This window comes from Sphingomonas flavalba, from assembly GCF_004796535.1.
GTDB classification, from domain to species: domain Bacteria; phylum Pseudomonadota; class Alphaproteobacteria; order Sphingomonadales; family Sphingomonadaceae; genus Sphingomonas_L; species Sphingomonas_L flavalba.
The window spans coordinates 23,151-38,835 of sequence record NZ_SPHY01000006.1; the positions used below are offsets into that span (position 1 = coordinate 23,151).

At 66.4% G+C, this 15,685-nt stretch carries 13 protein-coding genes; 4 read left to right on the forward strand and 9 right to left on the reverse strand.

The features are described from left to right. Nucleotide 1 precedes the first annotated feature (1 nt). A complete protein-coding gene (ndk, locus tag E4A53_RS07515) occupies nt 2–424 on the reverse strand; it encodes a nucleoside-diphosphate kinase (protein ID WP_136162482.1) in 423 nt (140 codons plus the stop codon). A 225-nt stretch (nt 425–649) separates the two neighbouring features. On the opposite strand from ndk, the gene E4A53_RS07520 reads away from it, so the two are divergent. Beyond that, nucleotides 650–871, forward strand: coding sequence for a hypothetical protein (locus E4A53_RS07520; protein WP_136162483.1), 222 nt, complete (start codon nt 650–652; stop codon nt 869–871). Here the strand turns inward: E4A53_RS07520 and E4A53_RS07525 are convergent. Then, nucleotides 825–1,613: a CDP-alcohol phosphatidyltransferase family protein gene (locus E4A53_RS07525; protein WP_136162484.1), complete on the reverse strand. Its 789-nt coding sequence runs from the start codon at nt 1,611–1,613 to the stop codon at nt 825–827. The two genes, E4A53_RS07520 and E4A53_RS07525, sit on opposite strands and share 47 nt — an antisense overlap. Then, nucleotides 1,610–2,344 (reverse strand): phosphatidylserine decarboxylase, encoded by a 735-nt coding sequence (locus E4A53_RS07530; RefSeq protein WP_136162485.1) that lies wholly within the window; start codon nt 2,342–2,344, stop codon nt 1,610–1,612. The genes E4A53_RS07525 and E4A53_RS07530 overlap by 4 nt, the downstream gene beginning before the upstream one ends. 111 nt (nt 2,345–2,455) lie before the next feature. Here E4A53_RS07530 and E4A53_RS07535 point away from each other — a divergent pair, with 111 nt between their 5' ends. Next, nucleotides 2,456–3,676, forward strand: coding sequence for an NADP-dependent isocitrate dehydrogenase (locus tag E4A53_RS07535; protein WP_136162486.1), 1,221 nt, complete (start codon nt 2,456–2,458; stop codon nt 3,674–3,676). Nucleotides 3,677–3,781: 105 nt separating this feature from the next. After that, the gene (locus E4A53_RS07540; RefSeq protein ID WP_136162487.1) at nt 3,782–5,554 is read left to right on the forward strand and encodes a cation:proton antiporter domain-containing protein; all 1,773 of its coding nucleotides are present in this window, start codon (nt 3,782–3,784) and stop codon (nt 5,552–5,554) included. A gap of 105 nt (nt 5,555–5,659) precedes the next feature. Here the strand turns inward: E4A53_RS07540 and alaS are convergent, their stop codons facing one another. Together alaS and E4A53_RS07550 are read right to left on the reverse strand one after the other, a co-directional pair. Next, nucleotides 5,660–8,326: an alanine--tRNA ligase gene (gene alaS, locus E4A53_RS07545; RefSeq protein ID WP_136162488.1), complete on the reverse strand. Its 2,667-nt coding sequence runs from the start codon at nt 8,324–8,326 to the stop codon at nt 5,660–5,662. A gap of 54 nt (nt 8,327–8,380) precedes the next feature. Beyond that, nucleotides 8,381–9,652 (reverse strand): M24 family metallopeptidase, encoded by a 1,272-nt coding sequence (locus E4A53_RS07550; protein WP_136162489.1) that lies wholly within the window; start codon nt 9,650–9,652, stop codon nt 8,381–8,383. 128 nt (nt 9,653–9,780) lie between these two features. Between E4A53_RS07550 and E4A53_RS07555 the strand changes: the two genes are divergently transcribed. Continuing rightward, nucleotides 9,781–11,085, forward strand: coding sequence for a dicarboxylate/amino acid:cation symporter (locus E4A53_RS07555; RefSeq protein WP_136162490.1), 1,305 nt, complete (start codon nt 9,781–9,783; stop codon nt 11,083–11,085). On the opposite strand, the gene E4A53_RS07560 is transcribed toward E4A53_RS07555, so the two are convergent. From E4A53_RS07560 to E4A53_RS07575, 4 genes are all read right to left on the reverse strand, one after another. After that, a complete protein-coding gene (locus E4A53_RS07560; RefSeq protein ID WP_136162491.1) occupies nt 11,076–11,702 on the reverse strand; it encodes a glutathione S-transferase family protein in 627 nt (208 codons plus the stop codon). The genes E4A53_RS07555 and E4A53_RS07560 overlap by 10 nt on opposite strands. A gap of 587 nt (nt 11,703–12,289) precedes the next feature. Further along, entirely contained in the window at nt 12,290–13,366 is a 1,077-nt protein-coding gene (recA, locus tag E4A53_RS07565) for a recombinase RecA (protein WP_136162492.1), read from the reverse strand. Nucleotides 13,367–13,612: 246 nt separating this feature from the next. Next, nucleotides 13,613–15,166 carry a GMC family oxidoreductase gene (locus E4A53_RS07570; protein ID WP_136162493.1) on the reverse strand — a complete coding sequence of 518 codons (1,554 nt, stop codon included), beginning with the start codon at nt 15,164–15,166 and terminating at the stop codon, nt 13,613–13,615. After that, entirely contained in the window at nt 15,163–15,672 is a 510-nt protein-coding gene (locus E4A53_RS07575; RefSeq protein ID WP_136162494.1) for a hypothetical protein, read from the reverse strand. Before E4A53_RS07575 ends, E4A53_RS07570 begins: the two co-directional genes overlap by 4 nt. Between the last annotated feature and the right edge of the window lie 13 nt (nt 15,673–15,685).

Genomic DNA, 15,685 nt, shown 5'->3' on the forward strand with positions numbered 1-15,685 from the left:
GTCAGCCGACGATCTCGTCCGGCTCGAAGAAATAGGCGATCTCGATCGCTGCGTTCTCGTCACTGTCCGAACCATGGACCGAATTGGCCTCGATCGATTCGGCCAGTTCCTTGCGGATCGTCCCCGGCGCCGCATTCCCCGGGTTGGTCGCGCCCATGATGTCGCGGTTGCGCTGTACGGCGTTTTCGCCCTCGAGTACCTGGACGACCACCGGACCGGAGATCATGAACGTCACCAGGTCGTTGAAGAACGGCCGCTCGCGATGGACGGCGTAGAAGCCTTCCGCTTGCTCCCGGCTCATCCGGATGCGCTTCGACGCGACGACGCGCAGGCCGGCCTCCTCCAGCATGCGGGTGACGGCGCCGGTCAGGTTGCGGCGGGTGGCGTCGGGCTTGATGATCGAAAAGGTTCGGGTCGCGGCCATGGCCGTTCGGGCTCCGTGAAATAGCGTTGCGGGAAAGTGGCGTCCCCCTAGTCGCCTCGTACGAAATGCGCAAGCCGGCCGGCGGGCGGCAGCAATTACCCGTTCGGCGGGCAGCGTGCCCCCGGCCTTCTCCCATACGCTCACTGCCCTACGGTTTCGCGGGGCTATTGACGCCAGAACAAAACAAGAACATGTAATGGCGAACACCTGTTTCGGGAGGATTCGATGCTCGCCTTTCTGTCCCCGCTCCTGTTTATCTTCGCCCTGCTGCTCGCGCTCACGGTGCTGGGTCAGGTGGGCCTTCGCGACGCTACCCGCATCGCTGCCGTCCTGCGCGGTCGCGGCGTCGTTCAGCCGGTCTCGCCGGCGCGCCAGGCACGAGCCGTCCGCCCCGCCCATATTATTGGCCGGCGGGCGCGCCCTGCGCTGCTGCGCGATGCCGCCTGACCCGCGCATAGCTGCGGATGCTGAACGGCATTGCGGCCAGGTAAAGCGCGCTGATCACGCTCAGCGTCGCCCAGGGCGCGCTCAGCACCGCGGTGCCGATGATTGCCACTGCCGCCAGCGCTTCGAAGCGGATGCTCCGCCGCAACCGTAGCGACGACCAACTGAACGTCGCGATGTTGGAGATCATCAGGAAGGCGACGACCCCGGTCCACGGCGCGGTCACCCCCGGCGATCGCAGCAGATCGAACCCGGTCGCCAGCCACAGGAAGATCGGCAGCAGCGCCAACCCGGCGCCGGCCGGTGCCGGGATGCCGGTTAGGAACCCGGCCGACTTATGGGGCTGCTCGGCCGCGTCGATCTGGGCGTTGAAGCGGGCAAGGCGCAGCGCGCAGCACACCGCCAGGCTGAGCGCGAACACCCAGCCGAACTGCGGCAGATGCTGCAGCGACCACAGATAGAGGATGATCGACGGCGCCACGCCGAACGCGATCACGTCGGACAGTGAATCCAGTTCCGCGCCGAACCGGCTCTCGCCCTTCATCATCCGGGCGATCCGGCCGTCCATGCCGTCGAGGATGCCGGCGACGATCACTGCCGCCACCGCCTTTTCCCATTCGTCGCCGATCGCGAAGCGGACGCCACTGAGGCCCGTGCACAGCGCGAGCGCCGTAACCGCGTTGGGCGGTAGCGCGCGCAGCGGAATGCCCCGGCGTGGCCGCTCGATGGACGGCGGCGGCGTCATTGCGACAGGCCCGCCGCCCCGTCGTTGCGCCCGATAACGGCAAGCACCGTCTCCCCGGCCACAGTGCGCTGGCCCAGCGCGACACGCGGCGCGGTGCCCGCCGGCAGGTAGACGTCGACGCGGCTGCCGAAACGGATCAGGCCGATCCGCTCCCCGGCCGCTACCCTGTCCTCCGGCTTGACGAAGGTGACGATCCGCCGCGCCACCAGCCCGGCGATCTGGGTGAAACCGACGCGCAGCCCGTCATCGCGCTCGACCAGGAAATGCTGGCGTTCATTGTCCTCGCTGGCCTTGTCGAGATCGGCGTTCAGGAATTTCCCGGCGATATAGGCGATCGTCCGCACCGTCCCGGCGATCGGCGAACGATTCACATGCACGTCGAACACGCTCATGAAGATCGAAACGCGGATCAGCGGCGAATCGCCTAGCCCGCATTCGCCCGCCATCTCGCGCGGCGGCGGCACCGGCTGGATCAGCGTGACCAGCCCGTCCGCGGGCGCGACGACCAGGTCTTCGCCCTGCGGCACGGTGCGGACCGGGTCGCGGAAGAAAGCGGCCACCCACAAGGTGATGCCCGCCATCGGCCAGGCCAGCGTTTCCCAGGCGCTCCAGGCCAGGAACAGGGTGATCGCGGCGGCGATAAGGATGAACTTGCGCCCCTCCGGATGCACCGGTGGCAGGCGCCATTTGACGGTCGGCGTGGTGTCCGACGGCTTGTCCGGCAATGACATTGGCCCTTCTTAGGGCCGGATGCGGCCATAGACAACGTGCCGCAGTTGATCGCCGCCGCCACCTTGCCTAGGAGCATCGCCGACGTTCCCCTCAACGAAGGCCCCTCACACATGGCAAAGATCAAGGTGAAGAACCCGGTCGTCGAACTCGACGGCGACGAGATGACGCGGATCATCTGGCAATGGATTCGCGAGCGCCTGATCCTGCCCTATCTCGACATCGACCTGCATTATTACGATTTGGGCATCGAGGAGCGCGACCGCACCGACGACAAGGTCACCGTCGATTCGGCACGGGCGATCCGCGAGCACGGCGTCGGCGTGAAATGCGCGACGATCACCCCGGACGAGGCGCGGGTCGAGGAATTCGGCCTCAAGAAGATGTGGAAGTCGCCGAACGGCACGATCCGCAACATCCTTGGCGGCGTCGTCTTCCGCGAACCGATCGTCATCGACAACGTACCCCGGCTGGTCCCCGGTTGGACCGATCCGATCGTCGTCGGCCGTCATGCCTTCGGCGACCAGTATCGGGCCACCGACTATCGCGTCCCCGGTGCCGGCAAGCTGCGCCTGGTGTTCGAGGGCGACGACGGCACCGTCATCGACGAGGAGGTGTTCCGCTTCCCGTCGTCAGGCGTCGCGCTGGCGATGTACAATCTCGACGATTCGATCCGCGACTTCGCCCGCGCCTCGCTCAACTACGGACTGATGCGCAACTGGCCGGTCTACCTGTCGACCAAAAACACCATTCTCAAGGCTTATGATGGCCGCTTCAAGGACCTGTTCGCCGAGATTTATGAGAATGAATTCAAGGCGCAGTTCGAGAAAGCCGGTATCGTCTACGAACACCGGCTGATCGACGACATGGTCGCCTCCGCCCTCAAGTGGAGCGGCAAGTTCGTCTGGGCCTGCAAGAATTACGACGGCGACGTCCAGTCGGACCAGGTCGCACAGGGCTTCGGCTCGCTCGGCCTGATGACCTCGGTGCTGCTGTCGCCCGACGGCAAGACCGTGGAGGCGGAGGCGGCGCACGGCACCGTCACCCGCCATTATCGCATGCATCAGCAGGGCAAGGCGACGTCCACCAACCCGATCGCGTCGATCTTCGCGTGGACCGGCGGCCTCAAATATCGCGGCCGCTTCGACGACACGCCGGACGTCATCCGCTTCGCCGAAACGCTGGAGCGGGTCTGCGTCGAAACCGTCGAGCAGGGCCAGATGACCAAGGACCTGGCGATCCTGATCGGTCCGGACCAGCCGTGGATGACGACGGAACAGTTCTTCGAGGCGATCCGCGTCAACCTCGAAAAGGCGATGAACGACTGGAAATAAGCACCGGCGCGGCGTGTGGCATCATTGCCGCCGCCGCGCATTTTCTCCTGTCCTCGCGTATTTATGGGGTAGCCACGGCTACCTCCTTCGCGTCATTATTGCTGTGTGGCGCTCCCGATCTATTCACCGGCATTCAGTGACGCGTTGGTTATTCTCGGCGCGGCCGGCCTCGTCATTCCCACATTCGCTCGTTTTCGCGTCAACCCGGTTATCGGTTTCATCCTCGTCGGCATCCTTGCAGGCCCGGCCGGTCTCGGTTCGCTGACCGCGCACGCGCCCTGGCTCTATTACCTTACGATCACCAACCCGCATTCGATCGATGCCTTCGCGGAACTCGGCATCATCCTGTTGCTGTTCTCGATCGGGCTCGAACTGTCGTTCAAGCGGTTGTGGGCGATGCGGACGCAGGTGTTCGGCATCGGCGCGGCGGAGTTGCTCGGTTCCGGCATCATCATCGCGCTCGCGCTGATCGTGCTTGGCCAATACTGGACGGGGGCGATCGGCCTCGGTCTCGCCCTGTCGCTGTCGTCGACCGCGCTGGTGCTGCCGATCGTCGGCACATCCGGCCCGGTCGGCCGCCTCGCCTTCGCCATGCTGCTGTTCGAGGATCTGGCGCTGGTGCCGATCATCTTCGGTCTCGGCGCGATCGCCCCGTTCGGCGGTGGCGGGGTGGAGAACATCCTGCACAGCGTTCTCTACGGCGGCGGCGCGGTGATCGCGATGGTCATCCTCGGCCGCTTCCTGCTGCCGATCCTGTTCGCCCAGGCGGCGCGGACCAAGAGCCCGGAAGTATTCCTGGCCGCCAGCCTGCTCGTCGTCATCGTCGCCAGCACCGCGACGACGGTCACCGGCCTGTCGCCGATCGTCGGCGCGCTGCTGGCCGGCATCCTGATCGCCGAAACCGAATATCATGGAGAGGTCGAGGGTACGACCGCTCCGTTCAAGGGCCTGGCGCTCGGCGTGTTCCTGATCACCATCGGCATGAGCATCAACCTGCGTTCGGTCGCCGAATACTGGATGCAGTTGGCGACGGCGGTGATCGGTGTCGTCGCGGCAAAATCGGTGGTCACCGCCGCGCTGCTGCGGCTGAGCGGCGTCCGCCGCGGCATCGCGATCGAGACGTCTGCGCTGATGGCGTCGCCGTCCGAAACCACGCTGATCGTGCTTGGAGTTGCCACCCAAGGCGGGCTGATCGCCGCCCGCACCGCTGCCTTCTGGCAGACGGTGACGGCGATCGGCCTGACGATCACGCCGCTGCTCGCCCGGATCGGCAGCGACATCGCCCGGCGGATCGAGGTGGCGAGCCGCGAGGACGACCCGCTGAAGGATACCGGCGCCATTCCGGGTACCGTCGTCGTCGGCTTCGGCCGCGTCGGCCGCCTCGTCGCCGACATGCTGCGCACCCACGACAAGAGCTTCGTCGCGGTCGAGACCGACATCGACGCCGTCGCGGAGGCGCGGCGGGAAGGCTATCCGGTGATTTTCGGCGACATCGCCCGCCCGCAGCTGTTCGAGCGACTGAACCTGGGCAAGCGCGACGCGCTGGTGCTGACGATGGACCAGCCTGCCCTCTCCGTCCGCATCGTCCGTCGGGTGCGGCGGCTCTACCCCGATCTGCCGATCGTCGCGCGCGCCCGCGACACGACCCACGCCGCCGAACTTTATCGCGCCGGGGTGACCAGCGCCGCCCCGGAAGCGCTGGAGGCATCGCTGCAACTGTCCGAAGCGGTGCTAGTCGAACTCGGCGTACCGATGGGGCCGGTCATCGCCTCGATCCACGACAAGCGCGAAAACCTGCATCGTCAGGTCCGCGACGCCGCCAACCTGGATTTCGAACCGCGCATCACCGGCAAGCGTCTGCGCGACCTCGAAGCGTAAAACCTCTACCGCCGTCAGGTCAGTACTCCTGTGAAGGAAGGAGTCCACTGAGGCAAGCGCACGTCATTGGCTCCTGCTTTCGCAGGAGCACCTAAATTGCGCGACTCAGGCCGCCGCCGCAACCCCGGCCAGCGCGTCACGCACGGCGGTGACCGCATCGGCCGCGCGGGCACCGTCCGGGCCGCCGCCCTGCGCCATGTCCGGGCGACCGCCGCCACCCTGCCCGCCCAGCACCGCCACCGCAGCGCGGACCAGCGCCACCGCGTCGCGCGATCCGACCAGATCGTCGGTCACGCCGACCGCCACCGACGCCCGGCCGTCATTGACCGCGACCAGCGTGACCACGCCGGACCCGACCCGCTTCTTCAGCGTATCAAGCGCGCCGCGCAGCCCCTTGGGATCAAGCCCATCGACGACCTGGCCGATGAAGCCGGCACCGCCGACCTGTTCCACCGCCGCCTCGCCAGCGCCGCCGCCAGCCGGGCCGCCCAGTGCCAGCGCCTTGCGCGCTTCCGCCAGTTCGCGTTCCAGCCGCCGTCGTTCCTCGACCAGCGCGGCAACCCGCGTCGGCACGTCCTCCGGCGCAGTCTTCAACGCCGCCGCCGCCTCGCGCAGCCGCTCGTCACGGTGCGCCAGCCACAGCCGCGCCGCCTCGCCCGTCAGCGCCTCGATCCGGCGGACCCCGCTCGACACCGCGCTTTCGGCGATGATCTTGAACAGCGCAATATCGCCCAGCGCAGCGACATGGGTGCCGCCGCACAGCTCGACGGAATAGGCCCGCTCGGCGCCGCTGCCCATCGACAGCACCCGCACTTCGTCGCCATATTTCTCGCCGAACAGCGCCAGCGCGCCGGCGGCGACCGCATCGTCCGGCGTCATCAGCCGGGTCGTCACCGCGACATTGCCGCGAATCTGCGCGTTCACATCCGCCTCGACCTCGGCGATTTGCTCGGCAGTCAGCGGCGACGGGTGTGAGAAATCGAAACGCAGCCGTTCCGGCGCCACCAGACTGCCTTTCTGGGTAACATGCTTGCCCAACCGATTCCGCAGCGCCGCGTGAAGCAGGTGGGTGGCGCTGTGGTTGGCGCGCAACTGCGCCCGGCGCTCGTCGTTGATCACCAGCCGCACCGTGTCGCCGACCTTGATCGTCCCCGCCTCGACCCGGCCATGGTGGGCGTGGAGCCTGCCGATCTCCTTGGTCGTATCGTCGACGGCAATACGCAGCCCCTTGTCGCCTGCAATCGTGCCGGCATCGCCCATCTGCCCGCCGGATTCGCCATAGAACGGCGTCTGGTTGGTCAGTATAGTCACTGCCTCGCCTTCGCTCGCCGCGTCGACGCGCACGCCGTCGCGAACCAGCGCGACGACTTCGCCTTCGCCCTCGTCCGACACGTAGCCGGTGAACTCGGTGCCGCCATGCGCCTCGGCGACATCGAACCAGACGTCGCTCGACGCCTTCGCGCCGGAGCCTTTCCATGCCGCACGCGCCGCCGCCTTCTGCTCGGCCATCGCCGCGTCGAAACCACCGCGGTCGATGCCCAGGCCGTGAGTGCGCAGCGCGTCCTCGGTCAGGTCGTATGGGAAGCCGTAAGTGTCATAAAGCTTGAACGCGGTCGCGCCGGGCAGCGTGTCGCCCGCCTGCATCCCGCCCGTCGCCTCCTCCAGCAACCTCAGGCCGTTGGAAAGGGTCTGACGGAAGCGCGTCTCCTCCTGCAGCAGCGTCGCCTCGATCAGCGGCTGGGCGCGCAACAGTTCGGGATAGGCGCCGCCCATTTCCGCAACCAGCGCCGGCACCAGCCGATACATCAGCGGCTCCTTCGCGCCGAGCAGATGGGCATGGCGCATCGCCCGCCGCATGATCCGGCGCAGCACATAGCCCCTGCCCTCATTCGCCGGCAGCACGCCGTCGGCGACCAGGAAGCCGGACGCGCGCAGATGGTCGGCGATCACCCGGTGGCTCGCCTGATTGGCGCCGGTGGTGGCGGTGCCGGTGCGCGCGCCGCTCTCGGCGATCAGCACCTTGAACGTGTCGGTATCGTAATTGTCGTGGACGCCCTGCAGCACGGCGGCGATCCGCTCCAGCCCCATGCCGGTGTCGATCGACGGGTGCGGCAGGTCGCGGACGATCTCGTTCGCCTCCTGCTCATACTGCATGAACACCAGATTCCAGATCTCGGTGAAGCGGTCACCGTCCTCGTCCGGGCTGCCGGGCGGGCCGCCGGGAATATGATCGCCATGATCGTAGAAGATTTCCGAGCATGGCCCGCACGGTCCGTTCTCGCCCATCGCCCAGAAATTGTCCTTGGTCGGGATGCGGATGATCCGGCTTTCGGGCAGGCCGCTGATCTTGCGCCACAGATCATGGGCCTCGTCGTCGGTATGGTAGACGGTGGCGGTCAGCCGCTCCTTGGCAATGCCCCATTCGCGGGTGATCAGGTTCCACGCCAGCAGGATCGCGCGTTCCTTGAAATAATCGCCGAACGAGAAATTGCCGAGCATCTCGAAGAAAGTGTGGTGGCGCGCGGTATAGCCGACGTTGTCCAGGTCATTGTGCTTGCCGCCGGCGCGCACGCATTTCTGCGAAGACGTCGCGGTGACATAAGGCCGCGTTTCCAGCCCGGTGAACACGTTCTTGAACGGCACCATGCCGGCGTTGACGAACATCAGCGTCGGGTCGTTGTGCGGCACCAGCGGCGCGGAATGCACGGGCGTGTGCCCCTCACCCTCGAAATAACCGAGGAAGGAGCGGCGGATGTCGTTCGTCGATGTCATGCCCGCGATCTAGGCGACCGGCCGCCCATGCTCAAGCATTCCCGCGCCGGGCGGTCAACCGAACGGCCGGTCGATCGACGACGGAGGCTCGGAGAACCAGCGCGCTCCGCTCTCGGTGATGTGCAGGCAATCCTCCAGCCGCACGCCGAACCGGCCGGGGAAATACAGCCCTGGCTCATCGGAAAAACACATGCCGGCGGCCAGCATCGTCTTTTCGCCGTGCACGAAATTGACCGGCTCATGCCCGTCAAGGCCGATGCCATGGCCCGTCCGGTGCGACAGGCCGGGCAGCCGATAACGCGGGCCGTAACCCAGCGTCTCGTAATAGGCGCGCGCAGCATCGTCGACGGCGCCGGCGGGCACGCCGACCTTCGCGGTGTCGAACGCGATCTGCTGGCCCTTGCGAACATGATCCCAGATGCGGCGGACATCGTCGGGCGCGCGGCCAGGCACGAAGGTGCGCGAAATATCCGACTGATAGCCGTCGACCGAGCAGCCGCAGTCCATCAGCACCACCTCGCCCTCGCGCACCATCTGCGGCTTGCCGCTGCCGTGCGGCAGCGCGGCCGCCTCGCCGAGCAGGACCAGGGAGAATTTCGGCCCGCCGCCCAGCTTGGCGGTCGCCGCGCTCATCAGCGCGCCGATGTCGCCCGGCCCCATCCCTTCGCGCACCTTCGGCCAGGTCCAGCGATAGGCGGCGACGGTGATGTCCGACGCCTTCTGCATCAGCGCCAGTTCCGCTGGCGTCTTGACCATCCGACAGCCCTGGACGACCGGGTCGGCGGAAACGACGCGCGCGGCGGGCAGCGCCCGCGCGACCCCGTCCGACGCGAAGAAGCGGACCGTCGATTCGATGCCGACCGCGCCGCCCGCTGCCTTGCGGTCGCGCAGGGCGCCGGCGACGACGGCTATCGGGTCCTCGTCCTCCTGCCAGACACGGACCTCCGCCGGGATGCCCAGTGTCTCGCGAACCGACGGCTCCTCGAAAAACGGCGTGACCACCACCGCCTCGCCGTCGGCCGGGATGATCAGCGCGGTCAGCCGCTCGGTGCGGCGCCATTCGACGCCGGAGAAATAGACCATCGTCGAACCCGGCTCGACGATGATCGCCGACAGGCCGTTCGCGGTCATCAACGCCCGGGCCCGATCCAGCCGCCGGCTCCGCTCGGCCGCGCCGATCCGCACAATGTCCCCGGTCATGTTCGAAAGATCGCTCGTATCGATCTCCGCCGCGAAGGCGGTGCGTGGCAGCAGTGCCGACGCGCCGAGCAGCACCGCGCCACCCAGCAACGCACGGCGGCGGATCGGAAAATCGATGGCGGTCATTGCAGTCCCCCGGCGGTTCGGTACGTTCGAACCGCCCCGCCAAGCGCCTGTCAAGGCCAACGCGTGCTTGACCGCGCGAACGCGATACCTCCAAAGGGGGAAAAAACCGCACCGGGGGAGACCGTCGCGTGGCGAAACGCCTGACCTATTACATCCTGCTTGGCTTGGTCCTGGGCATTATCGTCGGCTGGACCCTCAACGTCTCCATCGGTGACAACACGCCGGAAGGCAAAGCGCTGCTGGTCCAGATCGCCGGCTATTTCAGCATCGCTACGGACATATTCCTGCGGCTTATCAAGATGATTATCGCGCCGCTGGTCTTCTCCACATTGGTCGCGGGCATCTATCACATGGGCGATACCGCCGCACTCGGCCGGGTCGGCATGCGTGCGCTCGGCTGGTTCATCGGCGCCAGCCTGATCTCGCTGACCGTCGGCCTGCTGCTGGTCAACGCGCTGCAGCCGGGGGTGGGACTTGACCTGCCGCTGCCCGCGGTCACCGCCGCCAGCGGCGTCGACCGGGCGGCGTTCGAGCTGAGAACCTTCATCACCCACATCTTTCCAGCCTCGATGATCGAGGCGATGGCCGATAACGAAATCCTCCAGATCGTCATCTTCTCGCTGTTCGTCGGTGTCGCAATGACCGCGGTCGGCGAAAAGGCGGCGCCGCTCGCCAAGGCGATCGAGGCGCTGGTGGCGGTGATGCTGCAGATCACCGATTATGTGATGCGCCTCGCCCCGATCGCGGTGTTCGCGGCGGTGACCAGCACGCTGGCCGAACAGGGGCCGGCGATCCTCGGCGATCTCGCCTATTTCATGGGCACCTTCTACATCGGCATCATCGTGTTGTGGCTGGTGCTGATCGGCATCTGCTTCCTGATCGTCGGCGGCCGCACCCGGCTGCTGGTCCGCTACATTCGCGAACCGTTGCTGCTCGCCTTCTCGACCGCGTCGTCGGAGGCCGCCTACCCCCGTACGCTAGAGGCGCTCGACCGGTTCGGCGTGCCGCCGAAGATCGCCAGCTTCGTGCTGCCGCTCGGCTATTCGTTCAACCTCGACGGGTCGATGATGTACATGACCTTCGCGACGATCTTCATCGCGCAGGCCTATGGTATCGATCTTAATCTGGGGCAGGAAATCACCCTGCTGCTGGTGCTGATGATCACCTCCAAGGGCATTGCCGGCGTGCCGCGCGCCAGCCTGGTCGTCATCGCCGCGACGCTGGCGCTGTTCGACATTCCGGAGGCCGGGCTGTTGTTGATCCTCGCCGTCGACCATTTCCTCGACATGGCCCGCTCGGCGACCAACGTCGTCGGCAACGCGGTGGCGAGCGTCGTCATCGCCCGCTGGGAGGGTGACCTCGATCCAGTCGAACCGGCGGAGATCGAGCCGCCAAAGGCGCCATCAAGCCGTCGCGACAAGGATCAGGCGTAGGCATACGGCCCGCCGGCCTCCAGCGCGCGCCGGTAAGCCGGCCGCGCGTGGATGCGCTCCAGCCAGCCGATCAGGCGGGGGCGGGACGCGTCTAGGCCGGCGCGCTGCCGGGCCGCCTCCAACGGAAAGCTCAGCATGATGTCGGCGGCGGTCAGCCCGTCACCGACGAACCAGTCGCTGCCCGCCAACTCACCCTCCAGATAGTCCAGATGACCATCGATCATCCGCTGGATCATCGCCCGTGCCGGGCGGCCGAGCAAGCCGAGCCGCCTGATGACCAGCATGACCAGCAGCGGCGGCATCAGCGATCCTTCGGCATAGTGGAGCAGGTGGCGGTAACGCAGCACCAGTTGGCGATGGGCCGGCGGGCCGAGCCGGCCGTTTGCCTTCTGGACCAGATACTCGACGATCGCGCCGGTCTCGGCGACGACACAGTCGCCGTCCTCGATGACCGGCGATTTGCCGAGCGGGTGCACCTTCGCCAGTTCCGGCGGCGCCAGCATCGTCTTCGGATCGCGGGCATAACGCCGCACCTCATAGGACAACTCCAGCTCCTCGAGCATCCACAGGATGCGCTGCGACCGGCTGCTTTCCAGATGGTGGACGATAATGGTCATGCGGCTCTCCCGCTCCCCGGCATCGGGCCAAACGCCCTGCGCCGGGGGATCAGGCCATGCCGCACCCATCCGTGTCAATCGCCGGCGCCCGTCCCACGCACTATCCATCCTGCCGCAAGGCAGGATGCCCACGCCAGCGGTGCCGGCGGCTCCGGAGTGGGCAGCCACCACCGTCCGCCCCCTCGCGGATCCCTCACTCGTTTGCCGCCGCTATGCCGCGCGCCTCACTGTGCCGTGGATCGGATATGCTGCGCCCCTCCCCATTGGCCGAGCGCGCAGGCTGACGCACCGCGCAGATACGCCATGCCGTCCATCATTACCGGCGAGCATCACCGCAAACGGCATCGCCGACCGGCAAGCGATCACGAAAGACGGCCAACCACCCACCCTGGATCATCGGTTGGTTGCGCTGTCAGCGCCATCGGCGCACCGTCAGCCCCAATGATCGGCGTACACCCGTGCAACGGGGCGGGTACAGCGACACGAAAGGCCCGCCGGGGCGTCCGGCGGGCCTTGGGTGCTTGGCACGAACAGCGCCGCAACGCATCCGGTCGGCTGGGGCACGGCCGTCACCGTGCCCGGCCGGATCACAGATCGTCGGCGTCGTCCGCACCGGGTCCGGTCATCATTTCCTCGGCCACCCGATCGGTGTGGTTGCGGATCGCCTTTTCCAGCTTCGCCGCCAGCTCCGGGTTTTCCTTGAGATAGGTCTTGGCGTTCTCCCGCCCCTGGCCGATGCGGATCGAGTCGTAGGAGAACCAGGCGCCGGATTTCTCGACCAGCCCTGCCTTAACGCCAAGGTCGAGGATCTCGCCGATCTTTGAAATGCCCTCGCCGTACATGATGTCGAATTCGACCTGCTTGAACGGCGGCGCGACCTTGTTCTTCACCACCTTCACCCGCGTGCTGTTGCCGACGATGTCGTCGCGGTCCTTGATCTGGCCGGTGCGACGGATGTCGAGACGGACGGACGCGTAGAATTTCAGCGCGTTGCCGCCGGTCGTCGTCTCCGGATTGCCGTACATCACGCCGATCTTCATGCGGATCTGGTTGATGAAGATGACCATGCAGCGCGAACGGCTGATCGAGCCGGTGATCTTGCGTAGCGCCTGGCTCATCAGCCGGGCCTGGAGGCCGACATGGCTGTCGCCCATCTCGCCCTCGATCTCGGCGCGGGGGACAAGGGCGGCGACCGAGTCGATGACCAGCACGTCAATCGCGTTCGAGCGGACCAGCGTATCGGCGATCTCCAACGCCTGCTCGCCGGTATCGGGCTGCGACACGATCAGTTCGTCGATGTCGACACCAAGCTTCTTCGCGTAAACCGGGTCAAGCGCGTGCTCGGCGTCGATGAAGGCAGCGGTACCGCCGCCCCGCTGCGCCTCGGCGATCGCGTGCAGTGCGAGTGTAGTCTTGCCGGAGCTTTCCGGCCCATAAATCTCGACGACGCGGCCGCGCGGCAAGCCGCCGATACCAAGCGCAATGTCCAGCCCGAGCGAACCTGTGGAGATCGCCTCCACCTGCATCGCTTCCTTGCTGCCCAGCTTCATCGCCGAGCCCTTGCCGAACGCGCGATCGATCTGCGCGAGCGCCGCTTCCAATGCCTTTTGCCTGTCCATATTCCCCGCAGTTCCGCTGTCGATGACTCTAAGCTGTGCCGACATGGCAGGCTCCCTCGTAGATCGCCCATGCGCCGGGTTCAACGCACTCCGGCTTATGTACATAGTTTGTTCTACTAGAACAAGAGAGGAACGAGATTTTTATCCAGCGCGCGGGATTGGCGCCGAAGCCTACGGAATTACTGTTCTTTTTGCTGCAGTGGTGGGGAGCAGCCGGCTCCGCTCCCCAGTTTTTCATGTCGGCGGTTTGGCGCCTGCGCCCAGCCTTGCCTGCCCGCGCCGAATCTGGCGCTACAGCCGCCCCGCCTTCAGCGCCTGGTCGATATGCTCCGCCTGGCGCAGCACCAGCGCGACGATGGTCAGCGTCGGATTGCATCCGCCGGACGTGGGAAACAGGCTGCCGTCCGAAACGAACAGGTTGGGCACATCATGCGTCTGGCCATAGGGGGTGCAGACGCTGGCCTTGGGGTCCGTGCCCATCCGCGCCGTGCCCATATTGTGCGTGGCAGGGATATAATCGCCCATCTCGACAATCTGTTCAGCGCCCAGCGCCTCGTAGATCCGCCGCCCCGCCTTCCACGCGTAATTCTTCATCGCGATGGTGTTCGGATGGTCCTCGTAATGGACCACCGGCACCGGCAGGCCGTAGCCGTCGCGCTCGGTCGCGTGGAGGGTGATGGCGTTGGACAGTTGCGGCGGATCCTCCCCAGTCAGCAGCATCCCGGCCAGATAGTCATACTTCGCCAGAATGTCGGTCAGCTCGTGGCCCCAGCCACCGATCAGCATGTTCTTCGCCAGAATTTCCGGCGTGAACGGCACGGTATTAATCAGGAAGCCGCCGGCAAAGCCGCGCTCCGGCCTGTGCCCGCGCTCGTCGCGGACCACCCCGGCCAGGTGGGTCTGACGGTAGAAATGCACCTTGCCCGGCATCACCCCCATCACCTGGATGGTGAAGTGGCGCATGTAATTGCGCCCGACCAGGCCGCTACTGTTCGCCAGGCCATTGGGGAAGCGCGCGCTTTTCGTGTTGAGCAGCAGCCGCGTCGTCTCGACGACGTTGCCCGCCACCGCCACCGCCCGCGCCTTCTGCGTCACGCTCTTGCCGTTATGCAGATAGGTGACGCTTTCAACCCGACCGGCATCGTTCAGCGCAATGCCGGTCGCCATGCATTCCGGCCGCAGCTCGAACCGGCCGGTCTCCTCCGCCTTCGGGATCTCTGTATAGAGGGTCGACCATTTCGCGCCGATCGCGCAGCCGGACGTGCAGAAGCCCAACTGGTGGCAGGCCGGCCGGTTGTCGCGATCGATCGAGTTGATCGCCATGTGATGAGTGTCGATGTCGGTATAGCCGCACTTACGCGCTCCGGCTTCCAGCACCTTGAAATTGTTGCCCGGCGGCAGGAACGGAAGGCCGTTCTTGCCGGTCACGCCCAGCCGCAGCTCCGCCTTCTGGTACCACGGCTCCAATTCCTCCGGCGTCACCGGCCAGTCGACCAGCGTCGTGTCCGGCATCACGCCATAGGTCGTCAGCGCGCGCATCTCGTGCGGCTCCAGCCGAGGGCAGGCGGCGGTCCAGTGCATCGTCGTGCCGCCGACGGTCTTGCAGTTCCATACCGGAAAATTGGGGTCGGGCTTGCCGGTCGCCATCCGCCGGTCGAGCCAGGTCAGCTTGCCGAACATCTCCGCTTCGTCGTTGACGATATCGGCCATCTGTAGGCGCGGCCCGGCTTCCAGACAGACGACTTTGTGGCCACGCTGTGCCAGTTCGTTGGCCAGCGTACCGCCGGCGGCACCGGAGCCGATGACGACGAAGACCGAGCTGTCGTTCAATGCGAAGCTGGTCATCCCTGCCCCCCTGCCGCCGCCTTCGGCAACCAGTCTATGTCGTTGAATCCACGCTCCAGATAGCCGCCATACTCGACGGATGACCCTTCATAACCGACGAGCTTCCACACCGCCGGGTCGCGGTAGATCATTTCCGCCCCACGCCATTGCAGCGCCTTGAAGAACGGCAACTGGTCGACCTTCTCGACCAGGCTGCGCCGGATGACCGCCGGCAGCTCGGCAAACGGCGCGATATGCGATCCGTCCAGTTCGGCGAGGCCCAAGTCATGCGCTTTCATCGCCGCCGGGTCGGCCGCAACCTCTTTCAGATAGCGGTCGGCGACACTCCGATAGAAATCGTCGGTCAGCGCGCGGTGCGGGAAGGTCGTGCGCAGCAGCGCGGCGGTGGTCGCGCTCCGCCGGTCCGGCGCCGCAACGGCGGCCAGCGCCCCGGGCGCCAGAATCAGTGCCCCGCCCAAGGCAAGGCCGCGCATCGTGGCGCGCCGGGTCATTCCAAGCTCGGTCATCAACTGGCCCTCA

Excerpts from the sequence above, each read along its gene's own strand:
- ndk (WP_136162482.1), bottom strand. The coding sequence starts at position 424 with ATGGCCGCGACCCGAACCTTTTCGATCATCAAGCCCGACGCCACCCGC.
- E4A53_RS07530 (WP_136162485.1), bottom strand. The coding sequence starts at position 2,344 with ATGTCATTGCCGGACAAGCCGTCGGACACCACGCCGACCGTCAAATGG.
- E4A53_RS07550 (WP_136162489.1), bottom strand. The coding sequence starts at position 9,652 with ATGACCGCCATCGATTTTCCGATCCGCCGCCGTGCGTTGCTGGGTGGC.
- E4A53_RS07575 (WP_136162494.1), bottom strand. The coding sequence starts at position 15,672 with ATGACCGAGCTTGGAATGACCCGGCGCGCCACGATGCGCGGCCTTGCC.
- E4A53_RS07570 (WP_136162493.1), bottom strand. The coding sequence starts at position 15,166 with ATGACCAGCTTCGCATTGAACGACAGCTCGGTCTTCGTCGTCATCGGC.
- E4A53_RS07560 (WP_136162491.1), bottom strand. The coding sequence starts at position 11,702 with ATGACCATTATCGTCCACCATCTGGAAAGCAGCCGGTCGCAGCGCATC.
- E4A53_RS07520 (WP_136162483.1), top strand. The coding sequence starts at position 650 with ATGCTCGCCTTTCTGTCCCCGCTCCTGTTTATCTTCGCCCTGCTGCTC.
- E4A53_RS07535 (WP_136162486.1), top strand. The coding sequence starts at position 2,456 with ATGGCAAAGATCAAGGTGAAGAACCCGGTCGTCGAACTCGACGGCGAC.
- alaS (WP_136162488.1), bottom strand. The coding sequence starts at position 8,326 with ATGACATCGACGAACGACATCCGCCGCTCCTTCCTCGGTTATTTCGAG.
- E4A53_RS07525 (WP_136162484.1), bottom strand. The coding sequence starts at position 1,613 with ATGACGCCGCCGCCGTCCATCGAGCGGCCACGCCGGGGCATTCCGCTG.
- recA (WP_136162492.1), bottom strand. The coding sequence starts at position 13,366 with ATGTCGGCACAGCTTAGAGTCATCGACAGCGGAACTGCGGGGAATATG.